At 40.6% G+C, this 18,607-nt stretch carries 20 protein-coding genes and 1 tRNA gene; 11 read left to right on the top strand and 10 right to left on the bottom strand.

Going from position 1 to position 18,607, the window contains the following annotated elements; translation table 11 throughout:
• The first annotated feature begins 58 nt into the window (after positions 1 to 58).
• Both metF and M2273_RS17545 read left to right on the top strand, forming a co-directional pair.
• Positions 59 to 1,015, top strand: coding sequence for a methylenetetrahydrofolate reductase [NAD(P)H] (gene metF, locus M2273_RS17550; RefSeq protein ID WP_429399054.1), 957 nt, complete (start codon positions 59 to 61; stop codon positions 1,013 to 1,015).
• Between the two features lie 89 nt (positions 1,016 to 1,104).
• The gene (locus M2273_RS17545) at positions 1,105 to 1,662 is read left to right on the top strand and encodes a hypothetical protein (protein WP_429399053.1); all 558 of its coding nucleotides are present in this window, start codon (positions 1,105 to 1,107) and stop codon (positions 1,660 to 1,662) included.
• Positions 1,663 to 1,718: 56 nt separating this feature from the next.
• Here M2273_RS17545 and M2273_RS17540 read toward each other — a convergent pair whose 3' ends face one another.
• Positions 1,719 to 2,657, bottom strand: coding sequence for a hypothetical protein (locus M2273_RS17540; RefSeq protein ID WP_429399052.1), 939 nt, complete (start codon positions 2,655 to 2,657; stop codon positions 1,719 to 1,721).
• 386 nt (positions 2,658 to 3,043) lie between these two features.
• Here M2273_RS17540 and M2273_RS17535 point away from each other — a divergent pair, with 386 nt between their 5' ends.
• The 3 genes from M2273_RS17535 (at position 3,044) to M2273_RS17525 (ending at position 5,674) form a co-directional block, all read left to right on the top strand.
• Complete coding sequence (locus M2273_RS17535; RefSeq protein ID WP_429399051.1) at positions 3,044 to 3,547, top strand: hypothetical protein; 504 nt, start codon at positions 3,044 to 3,046, stop codon at positions 3,545 to 3,547.
• A 645-nt stretch (positions 3,548 to 4,192) separates the two neighbouring features.
• The gene (locus M2273_RS17530) at positions 4,193 to 4,975 is read left to right on the top strand and encodes a sensor histidine kinase (RefSeq protein ID WP_429399050.1); all 783 of its coding nucleotides are present in this window, start codon (positions 4,193 to 4,195) and stop codon (positions 4,973 to 4,975) included.
• A 42-nt stretch (positions 4,976 to 5,017) separates the two neighbouring features.
• Positions 5,018 to 5,674 carry a response regulator gene (locus M2273_RS17525; RefSeq protein WP_429399049.1) on the top strand — a complete coding sequence of 219 codons (657 nt, stop codon included), beginning with the start codon at positions 5,018 to 5,020 and terminating at the stop codon, positions 5,672 to 5,674.
• A gap of 16 nt (positions 5,675 to 5,690) precedes the next feature.
• Here M2273_RS17525 and M2273_RS17520 read toward each other — a convergent pair whose 3' ends face one another.
• Complete coding sequence (locus tag M2273_RS17520; RefSeq protein ID WP_429399048.1) at positions 5,691 to 6,587, bottom strand: AraC family transcriptional regulator; 897 nt, start codon at positions 6,585 to 6,587, stop codon at positions 5,691 to 5,693.
• A 125-nt stretch (positions 6,588 to 6,712) separates the two neighbouring features.
• On the opposite strand from M2273_RS17520, the gene M2273_RS17515 reads away from it, so the two are divergent.
• Complete coding sequence (locus M2273_RS17515; protein ID WP_429399047.1) at positions 6,713 to 7,534, top strand: phytanoyl-CoA dioxygenase family protein; 822 nt, start codon at positions 6,713 to 6,715, stop codon at positions 7,532 to 7,534.
• Between the two features lie 311 nt (positions 7,535 to 7,845).
• Here M2273_RS17515 and M2273_RS17510 read toward each other — a convergent pair whose 3' ends face one another.
• From M2273_RS17510 to M2273_RS17485, 6 genes are read right to left on the bottom strand one after another with little or no spacing between them, the layout of a single operon-like run.
• Positions 7,846 to 8,838: an L-histidine N(alpha)-methyltransferase gene (locus M2273_RS17510; RefSeq protein ID WP_429399046.1), complete on the bottom strand. Its 993-nt coding sequence runs from the start codon at positions 8,836 to 8,838 to the stop codon at positions 7,846 to 7,848.
• A gap of 20 nt (positions 8,839 to 8,858) precedes the next feature.
• A complete protein-coding gene (gene egtB / locus M2273_RS17505; RefSeq protein ID WP_429399045.1) occupies positions 8,859 to 10,010 on the bottom strand; it encodes an ergothioneine biosynthesis protein EgtB in 1,152 nt (383 codons plus the stop codon).
• A 4-nt stretch (positions 10,011 to 10,014) separates the two neighbouring features.
• The gene (locus M2273_RS17500; RefSeq protein ID WP_429399044.1) at positions 10,015 to 11,586 is read right to left on the bottom strand and encodes an ABC transporter permease/substrate-binding protein; all 1,572 of its coding nucleotides are present in this window, start codon (positions 11,584 to 11,586) and stop codon (positions 10,015 to 10,017) included.
• A complete protein-coding gene (locus M2273_RS17495) occupies positions 11,579 to 12,541 on the bottom strand; it encodes an ABC transporter ATP-binding protein (RefSeq protein WP_429399043.1) in 963 nt (320 codons plus the stop codon). Before M2273_RS17495 ends, M2273_RS17500 begins: the two co-directional genes overlap by 8 nt.
• Positions 12,542 to 12,551: 10 nt before the next feature.
• Positions 12,552 to 13,937, bottom strand: a complete 1,386-nt coding sequence (locus tag M2273_RS17490) for a mercuric reductase (RefSeq protein WP_429399042.1) — start codon at positions 13,935 to 13,937, stop codon at positions 12,552 to 12,554.
• A gap of 1 nt (position 13,938) precedes the next feature.
• A complete protein-coding gene (locus tag M2273_RS17485; protein WP_429399041.1) occupies positions 13,939 to 14,220 on the bottom strand; it encodes a DUF427 domain-containing protein in 282 nt (93 codons plus the stop codon).
• A gap of 194 nt (positions 14,221 to 14,414) precedes the next feature.
• Here M2273_RS17485 and M2273_RS17480 point away from each other — a divergent pair.
• Positions 14,415 to 14,486 (top strand) — tRNA-Glu (locus tag M2273_RS17480).
• Between the two features lie 250 nt (positions 14,487 to 14,736).
• Positions 14,737 to 15,279, top strand: a complete 543-nt coding sequence (locus M2273_RS17475) for an Arm DNA-binding domain-containing protein (RefSeq protein WP_429399040.1) — start codon at positions 14,737 to 14,739, stop codon at positions 15,277 to 15,279.
• Between the two features lie 373 nt (positions 15,280 to 15,652).
• Here the strand turns inward: M2273_RS17475 and M2273_RS17470 are convergent, their stop codons facing one another.
• Together M2273_RS17470 and M2273_RS17465 are read right to left on the bottom strand one after the other, a co-directional pair.
• On the bottom strand, positions 15,653 to 16,099 hold the full coding sequence (locus tag M2273_RS17470; RefSeq protein ID WP_429399039.1) for a HipA domain-containing protein: 447 nt from the start codon (positions 16,097 to 16,099) through the stop codon (positions 15,653 to 15,655).
• A 134-nt stretch (positions 16,100 to 16,233) separates the two neighbouring features.
• The gene (locus tag M2273_RS17465) at positions 16,234 to 16,572 is read right to left on the bottom strand and encodes a helix-turn-helix domain-containing protein (RefSeq protein ID WP_429399038.1); all 339 of its coding nucleotides are present in this window, start codon (positions 16,570 to 16,572) and stop codon (positions 16,234 to 16,236) included.
• Between the two features lie 269 nt (positions 16,573 to 16,841).
• Between M2273_RS17465 and M2273_RS17460 the strand changes: the two genes are divergently transcribed.
• The 3 genes from M2273_RS17460 (at position 16,842) to M2273_RS17450 (ending at position 18,521) form a co-directional block, all read left to right on the top strand.
• Entirely contained in the window at positions 16,842 to 17,018 is a 177-nt protein-coding gene (locus M2273_RS17460) for a DUF3606 domain-containing protein (protein WP_429399037.1), read from the top strand.
• A gap of 10 nt (positions 17,019 to 17,028) precedes the next feature.
• Positions 17,029 to 17,202, top strand: a complete 174-nt coding sequence (locus tag M2273_RS17455; RefSeq protein ID WP_429399036.1) for a DUF3606 domain-containing protein — start codon at positions 17,029 to 17,031, stop codon at positions 17,200 to 17,202.
• Between the two features lie 206 nt (positions 17,203 to 17,408).
• Positions 17,409 to 18,521: an ATP-binding protein gene (locus M2273_RS17450; protein WP_429399035.1), complete on the top strand. Its 1,113-nt coding sequence runs from the start codon at positions 17,409 to 17,411 to the stop codon at positions 18,519 to 18,521.
• Positions 18,522 to 18,607 lie beyond the last annotated feature (86 nt).

Below are 18,607 nucleotides of genomic sequence, written 5' to 3'. Positions count from 1 at the left end.
TGCCTCGCAATGACGGAAGTATAAAAAACGCAACCCGGAACACGCAACCCGAACCAAAATGAAGATCACCGAACACATTAAAAACGCCAACGGCAAAACACTTTTTTCTTTTGAACTGATACCGCCATTAAAGGGACAGAGCATACAGGGTATTTATGATGCTATTGATCCTTTGATGGAGTTTAAGCCGCCGTTTATTGATGTAACCTCCCTGCGTGAGGATTATATTTATAAGGAGCACTCCAATGGTTTGCTGGAGAAACTGAGCTATCGTAAACGCCCGGGGACTATTGCTATTTGTGCCGCCATCATGAACAAGTATAAAGTGGATACGGTTCCGCATTTGTTGTGCGGCGGTTTTACCAAGGATGAAACCGAGAATGGACTGGTTGATCTGCAGTTTTTGGGCATCGAGAATGTGTTGGTGTTGCGTGGTGATGCAAGGCGTGGTGATGCCTCATTTGTACCTACCCCCAACGGGCACAATTACGCTACTGATCTGCTGCAGCAGGTGGTGGATATGAACAACGGCATATACCTGCATGAGCATAATGACTCAAGCCTTAAAACAGATTTCTGCATTGGTATTGCCGGTTATCCTGAAAAACACTTTGAGGCGCCAAACCTTAAAACCGACTTTAAATACCTAAAGCAAAAGATTGACATGGGTGCTGATTTTATTGTTACCCAAATGTTTTTCGACAATCAAAAATACTTTGACTTTGTGAATTGCTGCAGGGCAAATGGTATTACGGTACCTATTATACCGGGGTTAAAGCCTGTTACTTCGTCAAAGCAATTGGTTAACCTTTCCAAAACATTCCATATTGATATGCCCGAAGACTTGTGCGATGCTATAAATGGCTGCAAATCTGAAAAAGATGTAAGGGACATGGGCGTGGAGTGGATGATAAACCAATGTAAAGAGCTTATAAAGTTTGGCGTACCCGTATTGCATTTTTATACCATGAGCAACGCCGGCCCAACCCGGCGCATTGCTGAGGCTATATTTTAGTGCAATATGTATAGTAAAGGTTTATGGAAGTAAAATGCTGATTAAAAATTTATATTTTTAATTTTTATTATCCTCCATAACATTTACCTATGGATACTTTTAGCCACATTAAAGCTGTTATTGGTATAATATTGGGCCTTAGCATAACCCATTTGTTAAGGGGTGCAGCAAAGCAAATACAACATCCCGGGCGCAGTAAACCTTATTGGGTACATTCCCTGTGGTCATTTTACCTGTTTATTTTACTGCTTCATTTTTGGTGGTGGGAGTATAACCTGCACGATATTAAGCACTGGCTATTTGCAGAGTACCTTTTTGTAATTATTTACATTGTTATATACTACAGTGTTTGTGCCCTGTTGTATCCCGACGACCTGAAAGATTACAAGGATTATGAAGATTACTTTTACTCGCGCCGAAAATGGGTGTTTGGTATATTGGGCTTTAGCTATTTGTTGGATCTGGTAGATACCCTGATAAAAGGCGAGGCCTATGTGCATCATTACGGTATTGAATACCCCATCCGTAACATCAGTCATTTTTTGTTGTGTATGATAGCCATGAAAGTAAACAACAGGACATTCCACGCTATATTGGTGATCGTTTTTATAGTGTACGAGTTTTCGTACATATTACGATTGTTTTAAAAGGGGGCCACAATGCTGCGGCTCCCCTTGGTTTTTATATGATCAGTTAATAGTTGCTATTGGTATAAATATGTTTTAGTAAGATGCTCAAGGGCCTCCTGAAACAGGGTATAAGCTGTTTCTTCGTCATTGTGGGCTAATGAATTAAGCGAGGTTTTGATGTATTTATCATACAAACCTTTAAAAATTACCTGCTGGTTCTGCTCTTTATCAATAGCCTCCAGCAACGACGCCGAAATGGTATAGTACTTCTCAATCTCCACACCGCTAAATTTTTCCTGCAATAGTTTATCCCTAAAAGCCCTTAAAACATTTAATTGTCCTTCGGCTTCACCCCCTGCCAGATTAGTAGTAATACGGGTAAGGGCACACATCTCTTCGGTGGTTACGGTAGGGCAACCCACAGAGCCAGGGCATGGCATTGATTGATCGCCTATTAAAGATCCATTAATGCCCGATTGTATAAGCGCCTTGTAGGGATAATTATTCTCCACATCATAACCAAAGTGATAAGTCAGGTTATCGCCTTCTGTTTGATTTGCCAGTTCGGTTAATATTTCCCGGCCCATGAACGAGCCGCGGTTAATTCTGGTATAGTTAGCGCCGGCATCTATCCTTTTAAAATTAAGCACGTGGTTAAACAACACCTGCCAGGTTTTCTCTAACGAAATATTATTTCCTTCATTGGTCAAAAAGCCATCGGTTTTAATGACAGAATTAGGAAGGCTACCAATGCTGGTGTAGTTACCCGGAATTAAAACAAGCATCCTTGATGATGGATCATTGGCGTTTTCAAGGCCGTTCATGAACTTGATGCCCGATACGGTAGCATCATGAAGTACAGTTTTTAAGGCTGATTTAGAAAGTGTTACCTGGTTAACTTCGCCCGGAAAATTGTTCCTGAAATTTTGAGCGAGTTCCTGATAACGGTCCTGGTTAATGAATGCTCCGATAGATTGAGGTTCAATTTTGGTAATAGATGCAGTTGTGATCATGGTTTTTATTTAAGGTTTGGTTAAATGGGTTACTTATTATAAACATAAATAATAAACTTAATATTAACAATACAAGGCATGTTAAATGTTTATTGGTAATTATTTACAACTGTTAACAAGTATTGTGTATTGGATGCCGTATTTTAGTAATATTAGCATAATAAGTGCTCATATTAGTATGCGTAGTACTACAGTTTTTGATACGTAAAACTACGTATTATGATTAGGGGTGGTTATTGATGGTGGTGTATTACTATCTGTTTATGAGTATGTTATGAGGTTTATTTTAAAAAAACAGGGTTTGGGTTGGCTTGCCGGCTTGTTGAAATAATAGCTTATTAGTGTTAGTTTTATGAACTAAATCCCTAACCTATATTAATTAAATCATGGAAACAAAAGAAACAGAACAACAAACAAAACAAAAAAGAGGAGTAATTACAGGCGAAGAAGGTGGCCCTATTGAACTTGAAAAAGCGGCCAGCTGGACAGCAAATCATCGTAACCGTCATTCTAAAGATGCTACCATCTCCCAATTTTTTGGACAGGTAATACTAAACAGGATACTGCAGCAGGACGGCTGCCTGGGTATTCGTATTTATTATGCAAATAGCCAAAGCTTAAGCAGCTGGCAGCGCTTTTTTGTAGCGGTGGGCAATTTCTTTATCAAAGTTGTGGCCAATGCTGAGGGTGAACAACGCTTTGTAATATCGGGCGTTATCGAAACAGGAGACGACATGTTACCCGAGGATATGAAAGGCGAAGCAGCTGTTTCAACAAGCGAGAAAACATATAAACTCACGGCAGCCGCAGCTAACAATTCATTGGGAGATGAATCATATCCTTGTCCGGGTTCATCGGGTTGTCCTAAAAATAAATTAACAGGTCATTGATTTTGATTAAAGAATAAATGAATGATATTATTAAGGTATGGCTGTTGATGTTACATTAGTCTTAATCTCCACAATATCAGGTTTTTTTCCTGTTCTCGTGGCTATGTATAATTATAAATACCTTGATAATGTATTAAAAATAGCTGCTGCTTTTTTTCTCGTTGAATCTGTTATTGACCCAGCTATGTGGGTCTTGATTCAAATGGGAGTAAAAAACAATATGCCGTTAATCCACATTAATATAATAATAACAGTTTTGTTTTTTTCAGTTATTTACCACAAGTTATTCATAAAGCCAGTCTTAAAAAAGATCACGATCATCCTTTCGGTAATAACTTTAATTATTACATTCTATTATAATTTCAACTTATATGAGTACCCTTCAGTATCAAAAACAGCATGCGGTATACTGCTTATATTTTTATCGCTGACCTATTTCTATCAATTACTAAATCCTGAAAAGTTTATTGATATTGAAAAACAAGGTCTTTTCTGGATAAATGCAGGAGTGCTCATATATTACTCTGTTAATATCTTTCTTTTTATGATATTTACACAGATACCCGTTGATGATCGACACAACTATTACATTATTAACAGTATAACTAATATTATTGCCAACGTTTTATTTTCAGTAGGATTATTTTGCAAACCACAGAGAACAACCTGATCCCGGTATTAATTATTGGAACATTAGTAGTTGTTGTATTAATTACTTGTTTGTTTTTCTTCGTGATCATTTATCAGCGTAAAATGATAAAAAGTCAGGTAGAATTACGCGCTATGCATGATCGTCGGCAAAGCGATTTGATGAACGCTGTTTTTGAAACACAGGAGAGCGAACGCAAACGCCTTGCCGAAGATCTGCATGATAGTGTTGGGCAGGTACTATCGACCATAAAACTTAATTTGCACCGGCTCGATAAAAATTGTGTGAGCGAAACTACCCAGCCCCTGCTTGTTGATACCCGCAAACTTACTGATGAGTGTATACAAGAAATACGGAATATTATACACAACGTTTTGCCACCTATACTTACCGATTATGGCTTTTTAGTGGCGCTTGAAGCCCTGAGTACTAAAGTTGAACAGTCCACGCATATCACGGTAAAATTTGATAAAAATATCACCGCCCAGCGGTTCCCTACCGAAATTGAGCTTGCACTTTACCGTATAGCCCAGGAGCTTTTTGGTAACGCCATAAAACATTCGGAAGCTACTATTATTCACCTGTCGGTAAGCAAGGAAGCTGGTTATATGATCATGGAGTTTAAGGATAATGGTGTGGGCTTTAAGCTTGACGAGGTTAAACAAGGGTTTGGTATTAAAAATCTGGAGAGCCGTGTGCAGCTTATAAATGGCGAAATTAACATTTACAGCAAGCCCCTGAGCGGCACGCTAACAACCATAAAATTAAAAATAGCATAGTTTGTATCTTTAAACTATATTTAGCCAACTATTTGTTATACAATGGGTACAATTAAATTAGGCATCATAGACGATCATAAAATTTTCAGGAACGGGTTAAAGGCGACGTTAGAAGATTGTGAGGATTTTGACCTGGTACTTGAAGCATCAAATGGCAAAGAGCTGATGGGGCTGCTGGCCACCAAAACTCCTGATGTGTTATTAATGGATATAAAAATGCCGGAGATGGACGGCATTCAAACGGCCACCTATGTGCACCAGCATTACAGGGACATTAAAATACTGGCGCTATCCATGTTTAATGAGGATAAGTATATTGTTGACATGATGAAGGCCGGGGCATCTGGCTATTTACTTAAAAATGCCGAACCCGAGGAGATCATTGAAGCTATATCAACCGTTTATCATAAAGGGTTTTATTTTAATGAACACCTGTCCATAACCCTTATTAAACAATTGGTGGTTAATGACCATGCCGAAAGCATAAACCACAACAAAGCCGATCTTAACGAGCGCGAAATAGAAGTACTGAAGCTGGTGTGCCAGGAATGTTCAAACCAGGAAATAGCCGATAAGATTTTTCTGAGCGTGCGTACCGTTGAGGGTTACCGGGCCCGTTTGTTTGAAAAAACGTGTTCAAAAAACCTGGTGGGTTTGGTTATATACGCTATAAAGCGTGGTATCATTAACGTTTCCTGAACCCCACTATTATTCCTCAGGCAGATTGTTTTTTATCTCCGGATAGCAGGTTACGCATAAATCTTTTACGGTAATTGAGCGGGCTCAGGTTCATTTTAGTTTTAAACATTTTATAAAAGTGCGATACATCGCCAAAGCCGCTTTCGAATGCTATTTCTGATATTGGTTTATCGGTTTGTACCAGTTGCTGTATGGCATAGTTTAACCGGTATTCAATTATGGTTTCCATAAACGTTTTGCGGGTTACCTTTTTAAAGTATTTACAAAACGCATTGGTGGTCATGTTGGCTATACTTGCAGCCGCATCCAGCGATACCTGTTTTCTGAAATTTTCAACCAGGTAAGCCAGTACCGGATTTATACGTTCGCGTTCGGCCAAAGAGCGCTCAGCAATTACACGGTGCTGATCAAGCAGTATATACTCGTCTGATGAGGCCATGCGCTGCAATACCTCCAACAGGTTGATGAGTATCCTGAAATTGCTTTTTTCATCAATCAGGTTTAGTAAAAGATTTTTTACCTCTTCCTGGGTATCTGAGTGGAATAAAATGCCGCAACCACTTCTTTGAAAAAGCTTTTTAATGTGTTGTAATTCAAACTTGTTGAAAAAATCATCACCTAAAAAAGCGTCGTTAAATTGAATAACAATAGCGCTGGCTTCTTCGGGGAGTATTTCGCCTGCTTCCAGTTTCCAGCAGTGGGGCAGGTTTGGGCCAAGTAGCACCAGATCGCCCGAAACAAAATCGTCCATATGGCTGCCAACATATCGTTTGCCGCTACCTTTTATAACGCATGTTAGTTCATACTCTTCATGAAAATGATATGGGGCATCAAATGCCAGTTTATCAAATTTCCTGACCAGGAATGATTGACTATTTGCGGGTTGAAGAACTTCGTAAGAGGCCTTGATCATTGCATATTTTGGCGTAAAAATTAAATTTGCGTAAGTTAAGGATAAAATACCCCATAATTACGCCATTTGTTTCATTTTTCTTAACATAAAGATAAACTTACTTTGAGAAATAAACTAAAAAAATTATGAATACACAGGTTTCTTATTTACCAGCGTTGGATGATTTTAAAAAATTGCCGGATGAACGCGTTCAGGAGTTCCGGAAAAAGGGGCATACTTTGATTCAAAATGTGCTTTCGGCAGACGAGATAGCGGCTTACAGGCCGGTAATTGTTGGTGCTGCCGACAGGTATAATACCGAAAAACGCAAACTGGAAGAACGCGATACTTATGGAAAAGCCTTTTTACAGATCATGAACTTATGGCAGGTTGATAAGGATACTAAAAAGTTTGTAATAGCCAAACGCCTGGCAAAAATGGCGGCCGATTTAATGGGAGTTGAAAATGTAAGGATATACCACGATCAGGCTTTATTTAAAGAGCCGGGTGGCGGCCCCACCCCATGGCACCAGGATCAATACTATTGGCCAATTGATACCAATAATACAGTTACCATGTGGATGCCCCTGGTTGATATAGATGTAGAGATGGGCATGCTAACTTTTGCATCAGGATCATATGTTAACGGGGCGGTGTTTAATCATGAAATATCAGATGAGTCAGAAACGTTATTTGATGATTATGTAAGGGATAAACAATTTGATATTAGCCGGGCTAAAACCATGAAAGCCGGTGATGCTACCTGGCACCGTGGTTTTACCATACATAATGCGCCAGGTAATAACTCTGATAAAATGCGCGAGATAATGACCATTATTTATGTAGCCGATGGTGCGCGTATTACCCCATACAAAAATAACTGGCAAAAAAATGATCACGAAAAATGGTTGATGGGTAAGCCCATTGGCGGTTTAATTGATTCAGACCTGAACCCGAAATTGCTTTGAGTTTTTTGTCTGAACCAGGATTTTTTTGATGTTGTTGATTTCGCTGATGAAAGTGGTGACAGTATTTTGTCAGTAGGGCTGAATATGCAAGCGTCTGATTATCAGGTGTTGGTTAGTGTTCATAAGCGTTCATGGGTGTACATATGAACACTTCCGGAAAGTATATGACACAAAAAAGCCCTTGACTGTATTACAGCAAGGGCTTGATTTTAGATTGGGCACCGGCCTGCTCTCTCACGTTTTACCGTGATCTTTTATTATTTAAGAAAATCATGTCAATCCTTAAATCCTAAAAATCCCGGTTCAGACAATTATGCAGCTATCCAAATAGCATCAATGAACCATTTTTTGGCATCAAAAAATTGACCTACCGGGGCAAAGCCTGTGTTTATTGCTATCTGGTCGGTTTGCATGATGGTGAATTTTTGAGATATCTCCATGTAAATGTACTCGTCTTTTAAAAAAGCAATAGTTTCTTTACCGTTGATAGTTACCTGCTGATCTTCAAGGCTGATAAGGTAGCTTTTACAAGCGCCTGATTCGGGATCATAGGTGGGGTAATGGTCAAACTTTGTAACATCAAAATTAGCATTCAGTTCGCGGTTTATGCGCTCCAAAAGGTTTAAATTAAATCTTTTGGTGATACCTTCTTTATCGTTATAGGCGGCCAGTACAACTTTGGGATCCTTTTTTAGATCCATGCCAATCAGCGCCATATCGCCTTGAGACAGGTGCTTGCGTAGCTCGCGGCAAAACTCAATAGCATCACTTATAGGCATATTACCGATATTTGAACCTAAAAATAAAACCACCTTACGTCTTGACGAAATAGACGCGGCCTTTTCCAGCATATCAAAATACTCGCCGTTAAGCCCTGTAATTTTTAAGCCTGGTAACGTAACAGGTAATGTTATATTCAGGTACGATATTACATTCTCAGAAATATCAATTGGCAAATAAGTAAAATCGGCTTTTTTTGATACCAGATATTTAAGCAGGTAGGTTGATTTCATGGCATCACCGGCACCTAACTCTATCAGGTCAAAGGCATCGCCATCAGCAATTATAGCCTCGCCTATCTCTGCGGTTTTTTCTGAAAATATTTCCAGTTCGCAATCGGTTGGATAATATTCAGGACTGTTCATTAGCTCCTGAAAAAGCTTATCGCCATTGGCATCATAAAAATACTTTGAATTTAACCGCTTGGGCGTTGATTTTAACCCGGCTATCACATCATTATAAAACAAGTTGGTTTTTGTTTTTAATGAGTCGTTCAGTTCTGTTTGTACTAAGGTTGAGTCCATATCTCCTTATTTTGTGCGATTTACCTTGCAAGCCTTATGCCAGTAAATTGCCAGCGTAAATGTGTTTGAAAAAAATTACGGTAAGTGATGCGGCTATGTCCCGGTGATGTAGCTTCTGACGCACCACGTAATACTTTCTGGTTCACCATAAATTTACCATTATACTCCCCAATGGCACCAGGGGCTTTTGCAAAGCCTGGGTATGGTAAGTATGAACTTTCTGTCCACTCCCAGCTTTTGCCCCAGCTAAATTTTGTAGCAGCAGCTTCCCACTCAAATTCGGTTGGTAACCTGAGGCCTTTCCATGCAGCGTAGGCATAAGCCTCAAAATAACTGATATGACAAACCGGATCTTTTAAATTAACCGGCTCCAGGCCATGAAAAGTGTAGTTGCACCATTCACCATCTATAAAATGCCAATAAAGCGGCGATTCAATTTTATTAGTTTTAACCCAATCCCATCCCTCAGCATGCCAGTGGCGAAAATCGTGATAGCCGCCGCTGTTAATAAACTCCAGGTATTCGGCATTGGTTACCAGATTGGGGTTAATTTCGTAAGCGTTTAAATAAACCTTATGGCGGTTCAGTTCATTATCAAAGCAAAAACCTTCGCCAGTGAAGCCTATATCATATACCCTCTCGGTCATCTTAACAAATTCAGCACGATCAACTTCATCAACCTTTGGCGATACATAGGTTGTTGAATAAGCTGGGAATAGCGGGTTATGGCCTAAAATATATTTGATATCGGTTAATAATAGCTCCTGATGCTGCTCTTCGTGATTAAAACCCAAAACAATAAGTTCTTTAACATCATCGGCGGGTTCGGCAGTCAGGAATTTTTCCATGGCCTCATCTACATAGGCCCGGTACTGGTAAATATCGTTAACAGTTGGCCGGCTTAAATTACCCCTGTCTGTACGGATAACCCGGTTGCCAACGGTTTCATAATAACTGTTAAATACATAATTGTAGTTGAGATTAAACTCCTGATAGCCCATAAAATAAGGTTTCAGGATAAAAGTTTCAAAAAACCAGGTAGTGTGCCCTATATGCCATTTAGGCGGACTAACATCAACTACGGGCTGTACCACATAGTCTTCTGTTTGCAATGGGCTGCAAATATACTCTGTTCGCTGGCGCACTTTTTTATAACAATCGGCTAAATTCATTGAACTACTTACTATTCAAATATCGTTTGAGGTTAGAAATTGTTTTAATATTTAAACTTTTTGCCTGCTGTTCTCTCATCATTAAAGCATAGGCATTATTAAAGCCGATAGGCTTTAGCCATTTTACCTGATACTTTGTTTTAAATTCCTGTTGCACATAATTGTAAGTGCTATCCTTGTTTTTTGTTACCTCGGTAATAATTTGGGGCGGTGCCTGCAGTATAGCCAGCAAGCCTGTCCCGGTGTATTCGGGGTAAAAATCTATTTGGTCATTAGTTAAAGCATCAAAGCAAATTTTGGTGCCGCCAAGGCCTGTTTTTGTTGATACATCATAATTGGTATAACCCTTTATTAACATACTGTACATGTTGGCCAGTATGTACTGCTCGCCAAATATTTTTGAGCCGATACGTACTACGCCATCATTGCCCTCGCGTGACGGCTTCCAGAGCTGATGAGCCACTAAAAAATCCTTGGCCACCCGCTCCGGGGTTTGGTGAAGATAGTCAGTCCGGTAATTTAAATCGGTCATAACTGCATCATTTATTTTGCCAGATAGCAGATTTAAAGTTTTTTCGAGGTCGGGGAATTTTCTGAGCGCATCCTCCCGCGCAATAGGCGCGGCATAATACGGCGGGAATATGCCCTTGTCGTCATTTAAAACTACCAGGCCATAAGCCTTTAAGCGCCCATCGGTTGAGTAGCCGCTGATCACGTCCAGTTGTTTTTCATAGGCGGCCTTGTACATCACCGCGTCGCTGATCACAATGGTATGGATCTTTAAACCATATTTGCTCTCGAGGCCCAGATTGCCATCCTGCCTACCCATAAATTCGGGAGTAAAACCAGCCGTAAGTTTTCCCCCATAGGCTGTCGGAATAAAATAAAAGGATGATAGCAATACCAATAGAACGGGTAATGCATAAGTGCTTGCTTTTATTTTTTTAAAGTTGAGCTTTTGCACCCTTGATAATAGGAAATCGAAAATAATGGCTAATAATGCAGCCGGAATAGCCCCTGCCAGTATCATATTGGTATTGTTAAGGGATATGCCGCCGAAAATAAACTCACCTAAGCCACCTGCAGCAATATACGAGGCCAGGGTTGCCACGCCAACATTAATAACCGTGGCGGTACGAATACCGGCCAAAATAACCGGCATGGCCAGGGGTAGCTCTACCTTAAACAGTATTTGCCGCTTGCTCATGCCCATGGCCACCGCCGCTTCTTTTACCGCTGCATCAACCCCGGTAATGCCTGTGTAAGTATTACGGATAATGGGTAGCAACGCATACAACAGTAAAGCCACAATAGCGGGTTTGGCGCCGATGCCTAATAACGGTATCATAAAACCCAGCAGGGCAATGCTCGGAATAGTTTGCAGGATACCCGCGATACCTAAAACCGACCCTGATAGTTGCCTTTTACGGGCGATGAAAATTCCAAGAGGCAGCCCAATAAGTACGGCAATGAAAAGCGATATAAAGGTTAGCCCTATATGCTGCAGGGTTTGTACGGCAAGCTTATCAGCTTGCTGCTGCATAAACTCAAACAGGGTTTGCTGCTGCTCATTCATGCGCTTGTTTGTTTTTGTATTGATTAAAAGCCGACATCAATTGCTCAAAAACAATGGTTTTTATTTCATTTTTATTTTTGCTGATGGTGATGGTTTCGGCACCTGCAAACCTGAACGTTTCAAGGGTTGCCCACAGATCTGTACTGGCGGGTAATGTTGATACATTTATTTGTTTATGCCCGTCAGGTAGCAGATCCCAAAGATCAGTTAACCTGATGGCTTTAAACTCCAGTTGCAGGCGCTGATCTTTTAAAAAATCTTTTATAAACTTATTGGCTGGTTTAAACAACAGATCGGCAGGGGTGCCTGATTGAATGATCTTGCCCTTATCCATAAGGCATATACGATCGCCCAGTTCAAAGGCTTCCTGTACATCATGGGTAACCATGATAATGGTTTTTCTTTTGAGTTCATCAAGCGCTTTAAATTCTTTATGGATATTTGCCCGGGTAACATTGTCTAACGCGCCAAAAGGTTCATCCATCAACAAAACCGGTGGATTAGAGACCAGGGCCCTGGCCAGACCAATACGCTGCTGCTGCCCGCCGCTTAATTCATTAGGATAAACGTTACGATAATCGGCAGACAGGTGCAGCTTTTCCATCAGTTCGGCTAAGCGTTTTTCTGTCTTCTTTTTATCCCAATTTAGCAGTTGCGGTACAATAGCTATGTTTTCGGCTACGGTATAATGCGGAAACAGGCCATTGTTCTGCAAAACATAGCCAATGCTGCGCCGTAATGTTTCGGGATGCTCATCGGCTATGTTTTTACCATTAATAAAAATGTTGCCGCTGGTTGGTTCAATAAGCCGGTTGATCATTTTTAACGTGGTGGTTTTGCCGCAACCACTGGTACCCAGCAGGATCAGGTTTTCCTGTTCCTGAACCTCAAACGTGATATCGTCTACCGCTTTAATCTTGCCAAAATGTTTGCTTACACCGTCAACCTTAATCATAAGCGCTAAACTAATCTTCCAGGGTCATAAACAGGTTATTCAATGATTCGGAATAAAGTGGATGGGCAAATACACAATAGCGTATCCTGTCGTAGGTAATGCCGCCTTCCATGGCCATTTGCAATACAGTCATGATTTCGCCGCCTTCGGGGCCCAAAACAGTAACCCCTAATATTTCTTTGGTTTCTGCATCAACTACAGCCTTCATAAAACCACGGGTATCGCCGGTTTCAATGGCACGGGCAACGTGGCTCATGGGCAGTTTGGCAACTTTATAATTAAGCCCTTGTTTTTTAGCTTCCGTTTCGCTGATGCCTATGCGGCCCAGTTGCGGATCGGTAAACATGCAGTAAGGTACTGGTCTGTCGTTAATGTTCAGATCCTGTTTTTCAACCAGGTTGCGATAAACTATGGTAAAATCGTTATAGGAGATGTGGGTAAATGCCGGACCGCCATTAGCATCGCCCAGACCATAAATACCCGGAGCTGAAGTTTCCAGTTTATTGTTTACCTTAATGTTCCCTTTTTCGTCGGTAACAACGCCTGTGTTTTGCAGATTGAGCGCTTCTGTTTGGGCTGTACGGCCAACCGCAATTAGTACGTGGCTGCACTTGATTTTTTGCTCCACGCCATTTGTTACTATGGTAGCCGTTATTTTACCGCCTGCTTTTTGTTTAAATCGGATAGCCTGTGTATTGTTATGTATAACTATCGATTCGGCCTCCAGTATTTTTTGCATTTCAACAGAGATATCCTCATCTTCATGTGCTACTATTCTTGCCGACTTTTCCAGAATGGTAACCTTGCTACCAAACCTGCGAAACATCTGCCCAAACTCCAAACCAATATAGTTGCCCCCCAATACCAATAAATGTTCCGGAACATAGTCCAGGTCAAGGATGGTGGTGGAAGTAAGGTATTCAATATCGTTTATCCCTTCAATTTCGGGAATAAGGGGCTTGGCACCGGGGTTTAAAAAGATAAGATCGGCCTGCAGGGTTTGTTTTTTGCCATTATTGAGGTTTACCGAAACTGTTTTATCACCTGTAAAAGTAGCTTCGCCAAATAAAACGTCAAGATTTTTTGTTTTTTCGGCAGCACGCAAGCCCCCATTTCTTGACTTAAGCACAATATCATCCTTACGCTTTTTTATTTGTGGCATATCAACCGAAAACTTTTTCACAGGTACGCCCAGATCCGCGCTTTTACCCGCCATATACGCCGCCTTTGCCGATGCCACCCAGGTTTTGGTAGGCGTACAACCATCATTTACACAGGTACCACCGTAAAACCGTTTTTCAATGAGCACGGTTTTTTTACCTGCGTGGGCCAGTTTTTTTGCTAAGGGCCCCCCAGCCTGGCCGGCACCTATGACAATGGCATCGTACTTTTTCATATTATTCAGTTATTTTAACACCTTTCCAAAAGGCAACATAATTGGTTATATGGGTTGCAGCTTCTTTAGGCTGTGGATAATACCAGGCCGCATCCGGGTTTTGTTTGCCGTTAACATTAAGCGTATAATATGAGGCCAGGCCCTTCCAGGGGCAGGTTGTATGGGTATCAGTATTCTCCAGGTATTCAGCCTTTACGCTTTCCAAAGGGAAGTAGTGGTTGTTTTCAACCACTATGGTATCATTACTTTCGGCTATAACCTGATCGTTCCAAATTGCTTTCATAGGGAGATGTTTATTTATTTATAAAGATAGCTTTAACATGGCCAGAATTACAATGACGAAGGCACGATTTTGTTAAAAGAACTCTAAAATAACGCATGTTTAAGGGCGTAGATATTTTTTTTTAAATTTATTTTTAATTTATCGGTAAAGCTATATCTTTGCAATCCCAAAACAAGGGAAACAAAATAAAAAAGGGCCCGTTCGTCTAGGGGTTAGGACGTTAGATTTTCATTCTAGAAACAGGGGTTCGATTCCCCTACGGGCTACTTAAAACAATATCGAAAGATGCTAAAAACCTGCAAATCAAATGATTGCAGGTTTTTTTGTTTCTATCAAAACACCATTTTATGCACCAAATTGCAACAAAAAAGACGCAAATTCGGTGCGTACCTAAATGGAAAAACACTACGCACCGAATTGATCATAATTAATTGATTATCAAGATGTTCAATCATTAAACATCTTGATAATAGCAGGCTACAAACTTACTTTTGTTTCACTTTTAAGCTTGTAATTATGAAAAGTAATTTCCACCTGCTTTTTTACCTGAGAAAGCAAAAAAACTACAAAGGCGGCCCTATGGCTGTCTACATGCGCATTACCGTAGATGGTAAACGCGTAGAAATGTCTGCCGGACGTGAATGTGATCCGGCCAAATGGAACAGCCATGCGGGTCGGGCCATCGGCGCAAAAGAAGAGATCAAATCGCTTAACAATTATCTGGACAGTCTGCTAACCAAAGTTAGGAATGCGCACCAGGTGCTGATTGATGCAAACCAGCGCATCACCACTGAAAGCCTACAGAACCAATTCACAGGAAAAACAGAAAAGGGCCGCTATCTGATGCAACTGTTTGCTGAACATAATGCTAAGGTAAAGGCACTGATCGGAAATGGGTTTGAGGCTAATACGTTGAAGGGATATAATACGTCTGAAAAACACCTTACATGCTTCCTGCAAAAAGAATATGGCAAAACAGATATAGAGATCAGTCAATTAAACTACGCCTTTATTTGGGTGTTTCGGAGATATGTTACACCCTATTCCGTGGCAAACTGACCACCCTTTTTGCTGGCAAAGAAATGCAGCTGATGCTTTAGCAGCATAAACAAAGATAATTATTTACCGATTTCCAGTTAGCTTGATGCTGCTCAGGTTATCTCATCTTTCTTTTTTTCGAAGCTTTTATACTTGGGGAGTTACCGGATACCCCTTGCCCTTGATGGCCGCTCATCGCTTTAATAAGGGCTTTACAGCGCGACTTTGCACAAGTGACCAGGCTCCCGATTAACTTGTTCATCCGGCAACGGTCTTTGGCATTTAAACAGGACAACCAGTATCTTAAGCCTAATCACAAAAAAGGAGGGGTCAGTTTGTTCCGGAATACCCTGGTCAGTTTGAACCCGGAACGGGTGGTCACTTTAAATCGGAATCAGGTGGTCACTTTTAGCGAAATCTCCAGCTTTGGCGCTTCGAGTTTATATGCCGGCACGAATTTTTCCATCAGTTGGAATAGCTCAAGGTAATTTCCTTCGTATTTATAATGTTCACCGTGCGTTTGAGGTGTCCTGCCTGCAAGCGAAGCAAAATCATCTTGCGCGAGTTTGCTGCCATCCGACTTAACGTCGAACCGCTTGGTAATATATGCAGGCGCGCCATTTTTAAAAAAAATCAGAGCATTCTCGGCGGTTTCAATACCGTAGACCTGGCGGGCGATTTGCATCGTTACATGCTCATTTGCCGGCATTTGATCCGATTTTCGGCCAGCATTTGGAATCGGTTTAAGAATATATTTTCCACGCTCCCCCACGCTGATCAGCCTAAGTTTGTTCTTTTTCAGCAAGACCGAGAATTTCTCCTGTACGCCCGAGATGGACATTTGTTTCCTGTTTTCTTTGCGCTGATGAACCCTTAACATTTATCCGGCTGTGTGAAAGAATATATTGCAGGTATCGGAAGGACTTTATAAAAAAGCAAAAATAAAAAGAAGCGGACACCTGTTCAAAAAACAGGTCAGGCGGTAACCTTAGATTCTCTTAGTTCTTCAAAAAGCGCAATAACTTTTTTCTGCAGATCTATCACCTCAGCCTCGCGGCTAAGCAATTTTTTATTCAGCGTATCCAATGCATTTGTAGATTGTTCCTGATTCCCATCATTAAGAGTTAGTAGTTGAATCACTGAAATTTCAAAAATGGCTGCTACTTGTTCCAGGCGGGATAGATTAATATCAGTAAAACCGGTTTCTATTTTTGAAAATGCCGGGATCGAGATATCTAGTTGCTTAGCAACATTCTCCTGACTCCAGCCCTTCTGGCGACGTAAAATACGAATGTTTTGTCCTAGTAATTTCATAAATCCCGTAAGTTTCTTATTAATTAAATTTATTACAAATATAACTACAAATACCTGATTTTTAATTTACCTTAATTAGCTATAATGTACTTATAGGGAAATGCCTGATTGAGTACTTGAATTCAAACTACCTGGTAATCTATCGTTTATAGCAAACCGTTTTTGGATTTTTTTATCCAAAACATCCTTTTTTAATAAAAAAAGCATCTCCAGCGGAAACCATCCCAAAATTCTATTGTTGTGAAAATAAATCAATTAAAAAGTAAATCATGGATAATAAGACAATTACAGGCAGTCCGGACAGTAAATTGATCAATACCAGCGAATATTATGAGGTTGAATACTGGGCAAAGAAATTTAATGTAGGTGCGGAAGACTTAAAAGCTGCGGTAAAAGCAGTAGGCAATTCTGCCGCGGCTGTTGAAGTTTATTTAAGGAAAAATTAAAATTTTAAGTATGGAAGATAATTCGATTACCGGCGACGCCGAAAGTAAACAAATTGATACTGATAAGAGTGTTGATGTAGAGTTTTGGTCAACTAAGTTCGATGTCAGTACAGATCAACTAAAGGAAGCGGTAAGGGTTGCCGGTAATTCCGCAGATGCCGTAGAGGCTTATTTAAAAAAATAGAACAAAAAGCGATGTATCTAAACCAAATATATCAAAAAACGAATCTTAAAAAACGCTGAACCCACAACCGGCAAGAGCAAGGACAGCGACTATTTGATTTACGTCTTGCAAAAGCTTGACGCTTTCAGATTGCAGTATGATTGGCAACAAACCTAATTCATTACAGATAACAATTTAAGTTTTAACTTTATTAGAAAGAGACTCTAATGACTGATGTAGAACGACTACAGCAAGAAATTGATTTTCTGAAAAGGGAAAAAGTGATCTACGAGGAAATTCAGCATCGTTTCGAAACGGTGTTCGAGCGATCCAGGCTGGGTAACAAAATAATTGACCAGGATTTAAAGATTCTCCAGGTCAATCAATCCTTGGTTACGATGCTAGGCTACGTAAATAAAGAGGATATCATCGGGACCCGGATCTTCGACTATGCGCCGGCTGATCGCCGCAAGGACTGGACTTTTCTCCAGCAAAAATTATGGTCTAATTTAACGCCGTCATTTAGTTTAGAAACCTGCTTGTTAAGAAAGGACGGTTCATTGATCTGGTGCCAGGTAACTTCCATTTTAATCCCTGAAAACGGGCAGCGATTGGGATATACTATATTGGAGGACATAACAGAGCAGCATAATTTGCGTTTGCAACGGGAGGAATTTATCAGTGTAGCCAGTCATGAACTAAAAACGCCCATCACCAGCTTAAATGCGACCCTGCAGGTGATGAATAAGATCATCAACGTGAAACCGCAAACTCCACCCGAACTGGTACAGTTTGGTCAGAATGCACAGCGCTACGTTGCCAAACTTACCCATTTAGTAGAAGATCTGCTGAATACCACCAAAATAGAACAAGGGCAGTTAACCTTAAATAAAACCATATTTACAATCTCGGATGTGATTGATAGCTGTTGCAGCCATATTCTCTTAAGTGGCGTATACAAGATCATATATAAAGGCGATCATTCCTTAAAAGTGTTTGCCGACCAGTTTAAAATAGACCAGGTTATGGTTAACTTAGTGAATAATGCGGTAAAATATGCGCCACAATCAAAAGAGATCTTCATTCGCGTCGAGCACCTGGGGCATGCCACACGTATTAGCGTAACCGACCAGGGAAACGGGATCGAAGAAAATCAATTGGAACAATTATTCGACCGTTTTTTCCGCGTAAAAGGGCAAGCGGCCAAAGCCTCTGGATTAGGGTTGGGATTGTACATTTCCGCGGAGATCATCAGGCGCCATGGCGGTGAGATCGGTGTTAAAAGTAAGGTGGGCGAAGGGGCTACCTTTTGGTTTACACTACCTGATGCAAACAATTAGCCTGTTCGGTTGCTTTTATAAAAGAACCCTCAATCAGCGATTAGCCGACAGCAAAAGTTTCTTTCTCTTTTTGGATTCCTTAAGAA

The sequence above is a fragment of the Mucilaginibacter lappiensis genome, from assembly GCF_050433765.1.
In the GTDB taxonomy this organism is placed as follows: Bacteria; Bacteroidota; Bacteroidia; order Sphingobacteriales; family Sphingobacteriaceae; genus Mucilaginibacter; species Mucilaginibacter lappiensis_A.
This window is presented reverse-complemented; position numbering and strand designations above follow the sequence as displayed.

What these genes read in the sequence shown, in the direction of transcription:
- metF (WP_429399054.1), top strand. Translation starts at nt 59, where the DNA reads ATGAAGATCACCGAACACATTAAAAACGCCAACGGCAAAACACTTTTT.
- M2273_RS17545 (WP_429399053.1), top strand. Translation starts at nt 1,105, where the DNA reads ATGGATACTTTTAGCCACATTAAAGCTGTTATTGGTATAATATTGGGC.
- M2273_RS17540 (WP_429399052.1), bottom strand. Translation starts at nt 2,657, where the DNA reads ATGATCACAACTGCATCTATTACCAAAATTGAACCTCAATCTATCGGA.
- M2273_RS17535 (WP_429399051.1), top strand. Translation starts at nt 3,044, where the DNA reads ATGGAAACAAAAGAAACAGAACAACAAACAAAACAAAAAAGAGGAGTA.
- M2273_RS17525 (WP_429399049.1), top strand. Translation starts at nt 5,018, where the DNA reads ATGGGTACAATTAAATTAGGCATCATAGACGATCATAAAATTTTCAGG.
- M2273_RS17520 (WP_429399048.1), bottom strand. Translation starts at nt 6,587, where the DNA reads ATGATCAAGGCCTCTTACGAAGTTCTTCAACCCGCAAATAGTCAATCA.
- M2273_RS17515 (WP_429399047.1), top strand. Translation starts at nt 6,713, where the DNA reads ATGAATACACAGGTTTCTTATTTACCAGCGTTGGATGATTTTAAAAAA.
- M2273_RS17510 (WP_429399046.1), bottom strand. Translation starts at nt 8,838, where the DNA reads ATGGACTCAACCTTAGTACAAACAGAACTGAACGACTCATTAAAAACA.
- egtB (WP_429399045.1), bottom strand. Translation starts at nt 10,010, where the DNA reads ATGAATTTAGCCGATTGTTATAAAAAAGTGCGCCAGCGAACAGAGTAT.
- M2273_RS17500 (WP_429399044.1), bottom strand. Translation starts at nt 11,586, where the DNA reads ATGAATGAGCAGCAGCAAACCCTGTTTGAGTTTATGCAGCAGCAAGCT.
- M2273_RS17495 (WP_429399043.1), bottom strand. Translation starts at nt 12,541, where the DNA reads ATGATTAAGGTTGACGGTGTAAGCAAACATTTTGGCAAGATTAAAGCG.
- M2273_RS17490 (WP_429399042.1), bottom strand. Translation starts at nt 13,937, where the DNA reads ATGAAAAAGTACGATGCCATTGTCATAGGTGCCGGCCAGGCTGGGGGG.
- M2273_RS17485 (WP_429399041.1), bottom strand. Translation starts at nt 14,220, where the DNA reads ATGAAAGCAATTTGGAACGATCAGGTTATAGCCGAAAGTAATGATACC.
- M2273_RS17475 (WP_429399040.1), top strand. Translation starts at nt 14,737, where the DNA reads ATGAAAAGTAATTTCCACCTGCTTTTTTACCTGAGAAAGCAAAAAAAC.
- M2273_RS17470 (WP_429399039.1), bottom strand. Translation starts at nt 16,099, where the DNA reads ATGTCCATCTCGGGCGTACAGGAGAAATTCTCGGTCTTGCTGAAAAAG.
- M2273_RS17465 (WP_429399038.1), bottom strand. Translation starts at nt 16,572, where the DNA reads ATGAAATTACTAGGACAAAACATTCGTATTTTACGTCGCCAGAAGGGC.
- M2273_RS17460 (WP_429399037.1), top strand. Translation starts at nt 16,842, where the DNA reads ATGGATAATAAGACAATTACAGGCAGTCCGGACAGTAAATTGATCAAT.
- M2273_RS17455 (WP_429399036.1), top strand. Translation starts at nt 17,029, where the DNA reads ATGGAAGATAATTCGATTACCGGCGACGCCGAAAGTAAACAAATTGAT.
- M2273_RS17450 (WP_429399035.1), top strand. Translation starts at nt 17,409, where the DNA reads ATGACTGATGTAGAACGACTACAGCAAGAAATTGATTTTCTGAAAAGG.